At 72.5% G+C, this 13,392-nt stretch carries 9 protein-coding genes and 2 tRNA genes; 9 read left to right on the top strand and 2 right to left on the bottom strand.

Going from position 1 to position 13,392, the window contains the following annotated elements:
- Nucleotides 1-131 precede the first annotated feature (131 nt).
- The 4 genes from IE272_RS04030 to IE272_RS04020 all read left to right on the top strand — a co-directional run bounded on the left by IE272_RS04030 (nucleotide 132) and on the right by IE272_RS04020 (nucleotide 967).
- A tRNA-Ala gene (locus IE272_RS04030) sits at nucleotides 132-204 on the top strand.
- A 132-nt stretch (nucleotides 205-336) separates the two neighbouring features.
- Nucleotides 337-525, top strand: coding sequence for a hypothetical protein (locus tag IE272_RS38570; protein WP_228922651.1), 189 nt, complete (start codon nucleotides 337-339; stop codon nucleotides 523-525).
- Between the two features lie 3 nt (nucleotides 526-528).
- A complete protein-coding gene (locus tag IE272_RS04025) occupies nucleotides 529-762 on the top strand; it encodes a hypothetical protein (RefSeq protein ID WP_003969224.1) in 234 nt (77 codons plus the stop codon).
- A 132-nt stretch (nucleotides 763-894) separates the two neighbouring features.
- Nucleotides 895-967 (top strand) — tRNA-Ala (locus tag IE272_RS04020).
- 104 nt (nucleotides 968-1,071) lie between these two features.
- On the opposite strand, the gene IE272_RS04015 is transcribed toward IE272_RS04020, so the two are convergent.
- Nucleotides 1,072-2,649 (bottom strand): NADH-quinone oxidoreductase subunit NuoF family protein, encoded by a 1,578-nt coding sequence (locus tag IE272_RS04015; protein WP_190006259.1) that lies wholly within the window; start codon nucleotides 2,647-2,649, stop codon nucleotides 1,072-1,074.
- Nucleotides 2,646-3,977: a hypothetical protein gene (locus tag IE272_RS04010; RefSeq protein WP_190006258.1), complete on the bottom strand. Its 1,332-nt coding sequence runs from the start codon at nucleotides 3,975-3,977 to the stop codon at nucleotides 2,646-2,648. Before IE272_RS04010 ends, IE272_RS04015 begins: the two co-directional genes overlap by 4 nt.
- Nucleotides 3,978-4,520: 543 nt before the next feature.
- On the opposite strand from IE272_RS04010, the gene leuS reads away from it, so the two are divergent.
- From leuS to IE272_RS03985, 5 genes are all read left to right on the top strand, one after another.
- Nucleotides 4,521-7,394 carry a leucine--tRNA ligase gene (gene leuS / locus IE272_RS04005; protein WP_190006257.1) on the top strand — a complete coding sequence of 958 codons (2,874 nt, stop codon included), beginning with the start codon at nucleotides 4,521-4,523 and terminating at the stop codon, nucleotides 7,392-7,394.
- 220 nt (nucleotides 7,395-7,614) lie between these two features.
- Nucleotides 7,615-8,400, top strand: coding sequence for a hypothetical protein (locus tag IE272_RS04000; RefSeq protein ID WP_050360102.1), 786 nt, complete (start codon nucleotides 7,615-7,617; stop codon nucleotides 8,398-8,400).
- Nucleotides 8,401-8,528: 128 nt separating this feature from the next.
- A complete protein-coding gene (locus tag IE272_RS03995; RefSeq protein ID WP_190006256.1) occupies nucleotides 8,529-9,374 on the top strand; it encodes a DegV family protein in 846 nt (281 codons plus the stop codon).
- 721 nt (nucleotides 9,375-10,095) lie between these two features.
- Nucleotides 10,096-10,791, top strand: a complete 696-nt coding sequence (locus IE272_RS39210; protein WP_190006255.1) for a ComEA family DNA-binding protein — start codon at nucleotides 10,096-10,098, stop codon at nucleotides 10,789-10,791.
- Nucleotides 10,788-13,385, top strand: coding sequence for a ComEC/Rec2 family competence protein (locus IE272_RS03985; RefSeq protein ID WP_373304154.1), 2,598 nt, complete (start codon nucleotides 10,788-10,790; stop codon nucleotides 13,383-13,385). Before IE272_RS39210 ends, IE272_RS03985 begins: the two co-directional genes overlap by 4 nt.
- Nucleotides 13,386-13,392 lie beyond the last annotated feature (7 nt).

Raw genomic sequence — 13,392 nt, 5'->3', positions numbered from 1 at the left:
GAGAGGCAGTTGAGAGGCCGTTCGCGGGCCGTCCTCGGGCGGCCCGGGCCGGATTTCACTTTCCGGCCGGTCCCAGGCTAAAGTTCTTCTTGTTCGCAGCGCGGAAACGCAGGGAAACAACAGCGAACAGCGGGGCTATAGCTCAGTTGGTAGAGCGCCTGCATGGCATGCAGGAGGTCAGGAGTTCAATTCTCCTTAGCTCCACAATCAGGATCCCGTCCCCACCAGGGGGCGGGATCTTCTGCATAGGGGGAACCGAGCGGGCTGACCCCCTTGCGGGGTCATGGCAGAATCGGAACGCCGGAGGGGGCGACGTACCGATCGGGAGGGAGCGCGATGTCTGCGAGTCGCGAACACGTCCCCGACCAGCCCCTTGTCGCCGCCCCGTCTCCCGGCCCCGTACCGTTCGAAGATCGATCCCGTCTCGGCTGTCCGTCCTGCGGTTCGTCCCATGTGGCCCAGGTCCTGGGTGACAACGGAGGGGTCTCCTACGTGTGCACGGCCTGCGGCCACAGCTGGAGCTGACTGATGGGTGCACACAGGCGTAAGTGCGACTGGTGCGGCAGCGGTACGCCCATCGTCAGGGACATGGACCCGGTCAACGCCGAGTACCAGTACTGGTGCGAGGAGTGCGCACGGGCGCTGATCATAAAAGGCGACCCCATCGAGACCTACCGGGAGCTGGAGGGGGAGCCGATCTACGGGCGGCTCCTGGAGGAGCACTGCACGCTGAAGCGCTTCTACTCCTTCGCGACCGCCTGACCTGCGGCTGACGATTCACCGTTCGGGATGATTCGGGCATATCGGTGCGGACCGGAAGCGATTTGGTGAAGCACCGGGGGGACCGTGTAATGTTCTCGATGTCGCCAAGGGAAACCGGGCGGCACACAGCACGGGGCTATAGCTCAGTTGGTAGAGCGCCTGCATGGCATGCAGGAGGTCAGGAGTTCAATTCTCCTTAGCTCCACAAGATCGACAGTGAAGAAGCGGGCCACCCGGATCGGGTGGCCCGCTTCTTTGTCCGGTCGGGTCTGTCCGGGACGGGGCTGTCCGGATCGGCTTCGGCCTGGATCAGCCGCGGCCACTGCCCAGCGCACGCCGGCCCGTGGCCGGCAGGGCGGGGCGCTGCTCGGCCGGCGGCTGCTCGATACGCAGAGCCAGAGCGGGACAGCGCCGTACGGCCCGCTGGGCGCGCCCGCGCAGATGCATCGGAACGGCGGCGTCCGCAAGCGCCGGATAGCCGTCAGGTCCCAGTCGGATGAGCTCGGGGACGATGTCCGCGCACAGGGCGTGGCCCTGGCAGAGCGTCCAGTCGACCGCGAGTCTCTCGCCGCTCGGAATCGACTCCTCCAGATCCTGGTAACCGGCTGCGGGCAGCGGCAGCACTCCGACCGTCTCGCGGCCGCAGCCGCCGTCCAGGACGTGTGCGGCGAGGTCGTCCGTGAACGCCGACAGGGTCGAGAGCAGGAACCGGGCGGAACCGTCCGGATGTTTGCACGCCCCGCGGCCCTTCACGGCCTGGGTGACCTCGCGCAGGGCCTCCAGGGCGGCGGGCCCGCCGCCGTTCAGCACGTCGGAGAGTCCGCCCGCGGCGGCGGGGAGCCCGAGCTTGCACGGACCGCACTGTCCGGCGGTCTCGGCGGCCAGCCAGTTGGCTATGCGGAGGGACTCGCCGAGCGGGCAGGTGTCCGGCCCGATCGGCAGGATGGCACCCGCGCCGAGCGCGCCCCCCACGGTGGCCAGGGACTCACGGGAGACCACGGCGTTGTGCGAGGAGACCGCGTCGATCCAGTTGCCGTGGTAGCCGCCGGTCAGCACGCCCTGGGGGAGCGGCGGGGCTCCGGCCAGTTGCAGGACGTACCGCAGTGGTACCCCGGTCGGCACCTCGATGACCATGGGCCTGGCCACGGCGCCGGAGACGGTGAGCAGGACGGTGCCGGGCTCGCTCGGCAGCCCGGTGTGCCCGTAGCGGCGGGGCCCGATCCGGGCGGCGACGGCGAGCTGGGCGTACGTCTCCGCGTTCGACAACAGGGTCGGGGCGCCGCCCACCCCGGTCTCCGCCGCCCGCTCGCGCCGGCCCGGCGGCAGTGCGGGCCCGCCGTTCGCCGCCCGGATAACGGAGGACGCCTCGCCCGAGACCATGCGCTCCGGGGTGCGGACCACCCGGGCGCGCAGTTGCTGGCCGCGCCGGTCGGAGAGGCCGCGTTCGGCGAGCGCCGCCCGTACGGAGATCTCCGTGGAGTTGCGGGTGACGGCGACGACCAGGGTGCGCGCGCCGAGCGCCTCCGCGGCCAGCAGCGCACCGTCCAGGATCAGGTGCGGGGCGCGGTTGAGCAGGACGGTGTCCTTGCGGCAGGCGGGCTCGCCCTCACTGCCGTTGATCACCACGACGGGCCGTACGCCGCGCCGGATGGACGCTTTCGCCACGGCCCGCAGTTTCCTGCCGAACGGGAAACCGGCGCCTCCCCTTCCGCGCAGGGAGATCGCTTCGGCCAGTTCGGCCAGCCGTTCACCGGTCATCGGCTCCAGCGGTCCGTGCACCTTGAGGTGCATGTCGAGGTCGATCCGTTCCACCAGGTCGAATCCGGTGGTCAGTTGCGGCAGCCCGACGACGCGGACCTCGGGGACATCGGGGAGGGGGACGTTCACGGTCGTTCTCCTGCGGGTGCGTGCCAGGGTTCGCCGGCCGGCGGCGCGGTGAACGGGCCGGCCCCCGGTTCGACACGGGGCGTGGCGGGGGAGGTGCTGTCGTGTTCCGGTGTGCCGTAGAAGGGCGTCGCGTACGGGTGCTCCTGTGCGGTGTGAGCGGGCGGCTCCTGCCGGGGCGGACCGTGGTGTGCCTGCGCGGGCGGCGCGGGGGACGGTGAGGGCCAGCGGCTCTCCGGCGGGAGCGACGGGCCGCCGCCGAGCGAGACGGCACGGTATCCGGCCGCTATGCCCGGTCCCGGCGACGGCACGGCCTTCTGCCGCCCTTGGTCCGACCGATCGTCCGGAGGGCCGAAGGCGATGCGGTCGGCGCTGCGGGGCGGGGGCTCGTACAGCGGGGGCCCGTACAGCGGTGGCCCGTACAGCGTTTCCGTCGGCGCCTCGTGCGGCGATCCGGGGATGGCCGAGGGCGGGTGCGCCGCCGGGGGCATGGGCGCGGAGAGGGTGCGCGGGCGCACCGGCGTGCCCCGTGGGTCGCGGTCCGGTTCGCTCCAGGCGGCCGGGTCGGACCAGGGCTCCCCGCCGGAAGCGGAGGACTCCCGCAGGACCGGATCGGGGGTGGCCGGGGGCCCCTGGCCCAGCAGTTCGGCGATCCGGTCGGCGATCCGCCGCTTCGCCGGGCGCGGCAGCAGCCGCAGGCACAGCGCCCCGGCGACACCGGCGAGGCAGAGGCCGTACATCACGACCACCCAGGTGGCGGGCGCGCGCCCCGCGTACAGGCCGTGGATCAGCGCGGCGCACCAGGCCGGATACGCCAGCGCGTGCAGGGAACGCCACCGGCCCGCGATTCCGCCCGTGTCCCGGGGGGACCCCAGCGACTGCCCGAGCCGGGCGGCCGTGGGGGAGGGCTGTGCGAAGGCGCTGCGCAGGGCGCCGGTCGCGGCGGTGAGAACCATCAGCAGCCCGGCCAGCGCGCCGAATCCGATCAGCCCCGCCGTGCCCGTGACACCGAGGCCGAAGGGTATGAGGGCGCCGATCATGGACACATGTCCGAGGGCCACCTTCACGGTTCCGTGCAGCAGCAGGAAGCCGAGCGAGGCCACGGCGGTGGCCCGGTGGACGCCCTGGCAGACGATGCGCTGACGGGTGGAGAGGAACAGCCGGTCGGTGGCCAGCAGGCCCCAGGCGACGGCGGCGCTGAGCGACACCAGCGACAGGACGCCGGTGGTGAAATCGAGGGTGGCGCGCAAACCGTCGCTCCCCGCGACGGCGAGCAGAGGGACGAAAACCAACGCGGCGACAGTCAGGCCGCCCTGTACCGGCCGACTCATTCCGGGGCTCATGCCGGTGGATACGCGGATCTTGCGATGAGGGTTCATGGGGGGCGACTCCGAATAGTTCGGCAAAGCGGTCCCGTTGCCGCATGCTAGGACGCCCCATACCAACCAGTACGGGCTTTGCTCGGTTGCCCCGAAAGAGGTCGGTACGCGGAGTAACCCCGCTTCCCGGGCGTTCCCTCCGCCCCACGAGCCGCCCCAGGAGTCGCCCCGGAACTCCATGGAAAGCCCACCGGAAGGTTGCCGAACGCACACCGCACACCCACGGAAGCGTCGCGTATCGACTACGGAGAGCGACGATCGGTCGGCGGGGTTCCGGTTCGCGCGCACGATGTCCGCCCCCTGGTTACTCCCTGCTCCCTTCCGGGCCCGTGCGGTACCCTGACGCCATGCGTGCCGTACGCCTTCTGCTTAGCGAGCCGCGCTGAACAGTCCCGACCGGTGAGAACGCCTGGTCGGAGTCAGCGCGGCGTCCCCTCCTGTGCGAGGGGATTTTTCGTTTCCCGGCAGATGACGATCGATGGAGCTTTGAGGATCATGAGCGAGACGAATTCCGCAGCCGAGACGGCCGCGCCGCACCGCTACACGGCGGCCATGGCCGCCGACATCGAGGCACGCTGGCAGGACTTCTGGGACGCCGAGGGGACGTACGAGGCGCCGAACCCCACCGGTGACCTGGCGGGCGACCCGGAGCTGGCCGCCAAGCCGAAGAAGTTCATCATGGACATGTTCCCGTACCCCTCGGGTGCGGGCCTGCACGTCGGACACCCGCTGGGCTACATCGCCACCGATGTCTACGCCCGCCACCAGCGGATGAGCGGCCACAACGTGCTGCACACCCTGGGCTTCGACGCCTTCGGTCTGCCCGCCGAGCAGTACGCCGTCCAGACGGGCACCCACCCCCGGGTCTCCACCGAGGCCAACATGGTGAACATGAAGGCCCAGCTGCGCCGGCTGGGTCTGGGCCACGACAACCGCCGCTCCTTCGCGACGATCGAGGCCGAGTACTACAAGTGGACGCAGTGGATCTTCCTGCAGATCTTCAACTCCTGGTACGACACCGAGGCCGACCGGGCCCGCCCGATCGCCGAGCTGGTCGAGCAGTTCGAGAGCGGTATGCGCGCGACCCCCGACGGCCGTGACTGGAGCGCGCTGAGCGCCACCGAGCGCGCCGACCTGCTGAGCGAGTACCGCCTGGCGTACGCCTCCGACGCCCCGGTGAACTGGTCGCCCGGTCTGGGCACCGTCCTGGCCAACGAGGAGGTCACCGCCGACGGTCGCTCCGAGCGCGGCAACTTCCCCGTCTTCAAGGCCAAGCTGCGCCAGTGGAACATGCGCATCACCTCCTACGCCGACCGGCTGCTGAACGATCTGGACGGGCTGGACTGGCCCGAGGCCATCAAGCTGCAGCAGCGCAACTGGATCGGGCGCTCCGAGGGCGCCCGGGTCGAGTTCCCGGTGGACACCGCCGGCGGCATCACCGTCTTCACCACCCGCCAGGACACGCTGTTCGGTGCGACGTACATGGTGCTGGCGCCCGAGCACGACATGGTCGAGCGGATCATCCCGGCCGCCTGGCCCGAGGGCACCCACCCGGTGTGGACCGGCGGCCACGCGAGCCCGGCCGAGGCCGTCACCGCGTACCGCAAGCAGGCCGCCGCCAAGTCCGACGTCGAGCGGCAGGCCGAGGCCAAGGACAAGACCGGCGTCTTCACCGGCGCGTACGCGACCAACCCGGTCAGCGGCGAGAAGGTCCCGGTCTTCATCGCCGACTACGTCCTGATGGGCTACGGCACCGGCGCGATCATGGCCGTACCGGCGCACGACGCGCGCGACTTCGCATTCGCGCGCGCCTTCGAGCTGCCGATGCGCTGCGTCGTCCAGCCCTCCGACGACCGCGGAACCGACCCCTCCACGTGGGACGACGCCTTCGGCTCGTACGACGCGAAGCTGGTCAACTCCGCGAACGAGGAGATCTCGCTGGACGGCCTGGGCGTCGTCGAGGCCAAGGCGAGGATCACCGACTGGCTGAAGGAGCACGGCGTCGGCGAGGGCACCGTCAACTTCCGGCTGCGCGACTGGCTGTTCAGCCGGCAGCGCTACTGGGGCGAGCCGTTCCCGATCGTGTACGACGAGGACGGCATCGCCCACCCGCTGCCCGAGTCGATGCTGCCGCTGGAGCTGCCCGAGGTCGAGGACTACTCGCCGCGCACCTTCGACCCGGAGGACGCGACCGCCCAGCCCGAGACCCCGCTGTCGCGCAACGCCGACTGGGTCAACGTCACGCTGGACCTGGGCGACGGCACCGGTCCCCGGAAGTACCGCCGCGAGACCAACACCATGCCCAACTGGGCCGGTTCCTGCTGGTACGAGCTGCGCTACCTGGACCCGACCAACGACCGTCAGCTGGTCGACCCGGCGATCGAGCAGTACTGGATGGGCCCGCGCGAGGGGCAGCCCACCGGCGGTGTCGACCTGTACGTCGGCGGCGCCGAGCACGCCGTGCTGCACCTGCTGTACGCGCGCTTCTGGTCCAAGGTGCTGCACGACCTGGGCCACATCTCCTCCGCCGAACCGTTCCACAAGCTGTACAACCAGGGCATGATCCAGGCCTTCGTCTACCGCGACAGCCGGGGCATCGCCGTCCCCGCCGCAGAGGTGGAGGAGCGCGACGGCGCGTTCTACTACGAGGGCGAGAAGGTCAGCCGCGTCCTGGGCAAGATGGGCAAGTCCCTGAAGAACGCGGTCACGCCGGACGAGATCTGCGCCGAGTACGGTGCGGACACCCTGCGCCTGTACGAGATGGCGATGGGCCCCCTGGACGTGTCGCGCCCCTGGGACACCCGGGCCGTGGTCGGCCAGTACCGGCTGCTGCAGCGCCTGTGGCGCAATGTGGTCGACGAGGAGACCGGTGAGATCACCGTCGTCGACACGGAGCCCGGCGAGGACACGCTGCGCGCCCTGCACAAGGCCATCGACGGGGTCGGCCAGGACATGGCGGGGATGCGGTTCAACACCGCCATCGCCAAGGTCACCGAGCTGAACAACCACCTGACGAAGGCCGGCGGCCCGCTGTCGCGCTCGGTCGCCGAGCGGCTGGTCCTGCTGATCGCCCCCCTGGCCCCGCACATCGCGGAGGAGCTGTGGCGGCGGCTGGGCCACACCGAGTCGGTCGTGCACCAGGACTTCCCGGTGGCGGACCCGGCGTACGTCGTGGACGAGACCGTCACCTGCGTCGTCCAGATCAAGGGCAAGGTCCGGGCCCGCCTGGAGATCTCGCCCGCCATCACGGACGAGGAGCTGGAGGCGCTGGCCCTGGCCGACGAGGCGGTCGTCGCGGCGCTGGGCGGGGCCGGTATCCGCAAGGTGATCGTGCGCGCGCCGAAGCTGGTGAACATCGTCCCCGCGTGACGACGGCTGTGTGACGACAGCTGCTTTACGGGGCTGCGTGACGGCGGCCGCGTGAACGGCGGCCGGGCGACGGCCGCCGGGTGACGGTCCCTGTGCGTGGTGAGGGCCATCCCCTACGGGCAGGTTGGGGGTTCCGAAGGAACCCTCGGCCTGCCCGTTCCGTTTACGGTGGAGGGGGCGACCGGTATCGGCGGCCGCATCGAGATATCGAGGGGCATTCATGGAAGCCGCGATCACGATCCTGGCGTTGTTCTTGGTCGCGTTCGTCGCGCTGGGCGTCTACGCGACCGTGAAGGCCGTCGGCGCGGCCAAGCGCGGCGTGGACCGCACGATCACGCAGGCCAGGCGCACCGTGGAGGACACCACGCTCCGGGCCAAGAGCTTCGGGCAGACGGGCGTCGCCGGTGAGCTGGCCCAGCTCCGGCTCGCCCTGCGCACCTCGATGCGGGCCACGCAGGACGCCCTGCACGCCGGAGTAGCCGAGGACGCGTCCCTGGCGGAGTCGGTGGCGCTGTTCCGGAGGCTGAGCGAGCACGGCCTCGAACTGGACGACGAGCTGAAGCGGCTGGAGCGCGAGCCGGACCGGGCGACGGTCGCGGGCCTGCTGCCCAAGCTGAGGGAACGCACGCAGCGGATCACGCATTCGGCGGAGTCGCTGCGCTGGGCGGCGCGGGACCGGGCGCGGCAGTTCGCCGACGACGACCTGGACGCGCTGAACGCGCAGATCGACATCGAGGCCGGCGCGCTGCGGCACTGGACCGTCGAGGAGCCGTCGCAGGCGTCCGGCACGGGGGCCCCCGCCCCGACACCGGGCCACGGCCCCGGGACGGACTGGCCCGAGCCCGCCGCCTCGGCGGACCCCTCGGCCGGGAACAGCAGCACGGCCGACCAGGCGTGGTCCGGACCGGCCCGCGAGGAGAGCCCGCAGGCGATCACCGCCCCGGACCCGCGGCTGCGTACGACCTACCCCTGGCAGAAGTCCGGCCGGCCGGAGACGACGAACTGACGCACACCCGGTCGTCGGACCGCCCGAGCGGAAATGACCCGACCGGATACGCTCCGAAGCGGCCATGAACGATCAGTGTGCCGGGGCCGGGCTGCCGCACTCCGGCCCCGCCAGGTAACCTCCGGCTCATGTCCCGCCATGTCGCTATCGTCACCGATTCCACGGCCTACCTGCCGCGCCCGACGATGGAACGGCACGGCATCACCGCAGTGCCGCTGACCGTCGTCCTGGGCGACCGGGCGCTGGAGGAGGGCACGGAGATCTCGGCCCGCTCGCTCGCCCTGGCTCTGCAGAAACGCCACTCCGTGACCACGTCCCGCCCCAGCCCCGAGGTCTTCGCCGCGGCCTACCGGACGGCGGCCGAGGGAGGGGCGGACGCGGTGGTGTCGCTGCACCTGTCGTCGGAGTTCTCGGGCACGTACGACGCTGCGCTGCTCGCGGCGAAGGACGCCCCCGTGCCGGTACGCGTGGTGGACACGGGCATGGTCGCCATGGCCCTGGGATTCTGCGCTCTGGCGGCGGCGGAGACCGCCGAGGCGGGCGGGGGCCCGGACGAAGCGGTGTCGGCCGCGGAGAAGCGGGCCGCAGGCACCTCGGCGTACTTCTATGTCGACACTCTCGACTATCTGCGCCGCGGCGGACGCATCGGCACGGCGCAGGCCCTGCTGGGGTCCGCGCTGGCGGTGAAACCGATCCTGGAGCTCGACGCGGGCCGGATCGAGATGCTGGAGAAGGTGCGGACGGCATCGAAGGCCATTGCCCGCCTGGAGGAGATCGTCGCCGAGCGGGCGGGGACGGCCCCGGTGGACATCGCCGTCCACCACCTCGCCGCCCCGGACCGTGCGGATCGCCTGGCCGAGCGGCTGCGCGAACGCGTTCCCGGCCTGGTCGACCTTCACGTCAGCGAGGTCGGCGCGGTGATCGGGGCGCACACGGGGCCGGGGCTGCTCGGTGCGGTCATCTCGCTGCGGTGACCGTGCGCTGCGGTGACCGCGCACTGCGCTGACCTGGTTGCGGGAACGCCCATGGGTGGACGTGCGCTGCGGAGTTCACTCCGGGGAGTGGTCGAGTTGTCCACAACTGCCGGACTGTCCACAGGAATCGGCGCTGCTCAGCGGGTTCGGGCGGATGTGCCTAACGTCGTGAGGCATGGCCCTTCGATCTCCTCGGGCGTCGGCTCCCGACGCTCTGCCCACCTCTGCTCCGTCGTCCGATTCCTCGTCCACCCCTAGCTCGACCCCTACCTCTGCCCCTCCTCCTACCTCCACTTCCACGTTCCTGCCTCCGCCCGACACGTTGTCCGGGCGGATGCCCGCACGGCCCCGGCACGGATCCGGTACGCGACCGGGCGGACGGGCGGGAGCGGGCCCCGGCGCTCGTTCCGGGGCACGCCACGGTGGGCGGCGGTCCGTGCGAGGGCGTTCCGCCCTTGCGGCGGCGGCCGCGCGTCGCCGGGCGGATGCGCTGAAGGCGGGCGCCTCCGGGCCGGGGAGCGACGCCGCACCCGTACCGGCGCCTGAGCCGCCACCCGCACCCGTACCGGTGCGTGAATCGGAACCCCTACCCGTGCGTGAGCCGGAACCCGCACCCGCACCCGCGACCGTGGGGGAGGTGCCCGGTGGTACGCCGAGGGCGCGTCGTCTTGTGTCGGCCGTTCGGGAGAGGCTGCCGTTGTGGGTGCGACTCCGGTGCGGGATGGCGCCGCGCACGCCGGTGGTGCTCGGGCTGGTGCTGCTCGCCGCCGTGGGTGTCGCCGCTTTCCACTTCTGGTCCGTACGCCCCCAGGCCGTGCGTGCGCCGGAACCGGTCGCGGACGCAGCGGCGGCGACCGCGTTGCCACCGGATCCGTTACGGTCCGGCGCCCCCGACCCGGTCCCCCGACCTGCCGCGGGGGAGCCGCCGGACGCGGGTGGAAGCGGGCGTGCGAGCGGGCAGATCGTCGTCGATGTGAGCGGCAAGGTGCGCCGGCCGGGGGTCCGTCGGCTTCCGGCGGGCTCGCGGGTGGCGGACGCGCTCGACGCGGCGGGCGGTGTGCGCGCGGGAACGGATATGACGGGGCTCAATCGGGCGCGGCTCCTGATGGACGGTGAGCAGGTCGTCGTGGGCCAGCCGCCCGGCCCGCCGGTCTCCGGGGCAGCCGGTGGCGGACCGGCCGGGACCGACGGGCCGGGAGGTGCGCCGGGCGGGACCGGTCCCTCTGCGCCGCTGAGCCTGAACACGGCGACCGCGGAGCAGCTCGAAACGCTGCCGGGGGTCGGGCCCGTGCTGGCCCAGCACATGCTCGACTACCGAGCAGAGAACAACGGGTTCCGGTCCGTCGACGAGCTCCGGCAGGTCAGCGGGATCGGCGACCGCCGTTTCGCCGAACTCCAGCCGCTCGTACGGCCATGAGCGGCCGGGAGGCCCGGTTCGACTCCCGGGGCGCGGACAGGAACGTCCCCGGAAGCGTGGGCGACGGTGCGAGCGGTTCGGCGCGTGCATCGCGTGCTCCGGAAACGCCGAGTGGTTCGGGTGCGTCGGGTACGCCGCGTGATGCGGGTGGGGCCGGCTCGCGACGGGAGGGGCCCACGGATCTGCGGCTCGTGCCGCCGGCCCTGGCGGTCTGGACAGCCGCCGCTTCGACGCTGGGTCTGCCGGGGAGATGGGTGGCCGCCGTGGCCGTCGCCTGTCTGGTTCCGGCGGTCGTTCTGCTGGTGGCGGCGTCGCGCGCCTCTCGGGAGGGGAGGTCCGCCGGACGGTCCAGGGTCGTCGCCGGGGGCGCGGTCCTGTTGTGCGCGGCGGCGGGCGCGGCCGTGGCCGGACTCCACGGGGCCGATGTGCGGCGCGGTCCCGTCCCCGGGCTGGCAGAGGAGTACGCGCGGATCGACGCCGACGTACGGGTGACCTCGGATCCCCGGACGACCCGCCCGGCGGTACGGGGGAACCACAGCGCCCCGGCCCTGCTCCTGATCGACGCGGAGGTCATGGAGGTGAGGACGCCGAACGGCACGGGCACCCGGGTCCGGACACCGGTGCTGCTCATGGTCGCGGCGGGCGACCACCGGGCGGACTGGCAGAAGCTGCTGCCGTCCACCCGGCTCCGGCTCGGCGGCCGGCTCTCGCCCCCCGCGCACGAGGGCGAACGCCTGGCGGCGGTCCTGCGCGTGGACGACGAGGGGGCACCCCGGATCACCGGGCCGCCGACATGGATCCAGCGCGCGGCCGGGGAACTGCGCGCCGGGTTGCGGGAGGCGACCGACGATGTGGACGCGGATGCGCGTGCGCTGTTGCCGGGACTGGTGGTCGGAGACACCTCCAGGGTCCCATCCGACCTCCACGACGCGTTCAAGGCGACTGATCTGACACATCTTCTGAGCGTGTCCGGAGCCAATCTCTCGATTCTGCTCTTCCTCCTCGTCGGGCCGCCGGGGTCGGCGCTGAGCGCCGAACGGCGCGGTCTGGCACCCCTGTTGGGACTCTCGCTACGAGGGACCGCGCTGATCGGCGGTGTGCTGACCCTCGCCTTCATCGTCGTGTGCCGTCCGGAACCGAGCGTGCTCCGCGCGGCAGCCTGCGGTCTCATCACGCTCCTCGCGATCGGAACGGGCCGCCGGAGGTCCCTGATTCCCGCGCTGGCGGCGGCTGTCGTTCTCCTGGTTCTCTACGATCCCTGGCTCGCCCGGAGCTACGGTTTCCTGCTGTCGGTGCTGGCCACCGGTGCGCTGCTGACCCTCGCGCCACGCTGGAGCGTCGCCCTGCGGGCGCGGCGGGTACCGGGCAGGCTCGCCGAGGTACTGGCAGCGGCGGCGGCCGCGCAGGCCGTGTGCGCACCCGTCGTGGTGGTCCTGGCCTCGCGGGTCAGCCTGGTGGCGGTCCCCTGCAACCTGCTGGCGGAGTTCGCGGTGGCGCCGGCGACGGTGCTCGGGTTCGCGGCCCTCGCCGTCGCCCCGGTCGCCCCGCCAGTGGCCGAACTGCTGGCCGGGATCGCGAGTTGGCCGGTCGGGTGGATCGCCACGGTCGCCCGCACGGGGGCGGACCTTCCCGGGGCGGAGGCGCAGTGGCCCGGAGGGTGGTCCGGCGCGGCGCTGCTCGCCGGCCTCACGGTGTCGGCCGTGCTCCTAGCGCCGAGGCTGGCCCGTCGTCCCTGGATCTGCGCGGCCGCCGGGCTGCTTCTCGTGCTGGCGGTGCTGAGGCCGGTTCCGCTGACCCGGATCATGACCGGATGGCCGCCGCCCGGCTGGGCGTTCGCGCTCTGCGACGTGGGTCAGGGCGATGCGATGGTGCTCATGGCGGGGGAGGGCGCGGGCGTGGTCGTCGACGCCGGACCCGACCCCCGTGCGGTCGACCGGTGCCTGCGCGACCTCGCGGTGACCCGGGTCCCGCTCGTGGTCCTCACCCACTTCCACGCCGACCATGTGCGAGGCCTGCCGGGCGTGCTCCGGGGCAGGGCGGTGGGCGCGATCCAGACGACGAGCCTCGAAGAGCCGCCCGAACAGGCCGCGTTCGTACGGCGGACCGCGGCCGCGGCGCGGGTCCCGACGCTGCGGGCCGTGGCCGGCGAGCACCGCCGGGCGGGCCCGGTCGACTGGCGGGTCCTCTGGCCGCGCCCGGGGCCCGGGGGAGCGGGGGCGACGGTGCGGGAGCCGAACGACTCCAGCGTCACCCTGCGCGTACGGGCGGCCGGCGGGCTGACGCTGCTGCTCCTCGGCGACCTGGAACCCCTGGCCCAGCGGGAGTTGCTGCGAGGCCGGGAGGCTTCGGGCCCGGTGGACGTCCTCAAGGTGGCCCACCACGGCTCGGCGTTCCAGGATGCCGGGCTGCTCCACAGTGTGCGGCCGAGGCTGGCGCTCATCTCCTGCGGCGCGGACAACCCGTACGGTCACCCCTCGGCCCGCACGGTGGGCGCCCTCAGGGCGGCCGGGGCCCGGGTCCTGCGCACCGACACCGACGGCCCGATCGCGGTGACGGGCACGGGGAAGGAGCTGCGGGCGGTGGGCCGGTCATGACATCGCT

The organism is Streptomyces anulatus (genome assembly GCF_014650675.1).
GTDB classification, from domain to species: domain Bacteria; phylum Actinomycetota; class Actinomycetes; order Streptomycetales; family Streptomycetaceae; genus Streptomyces; species Streptomyces anulatus.
This window is presented reverse-complemented; position numbering and strand designations above follow the sequence as displayed.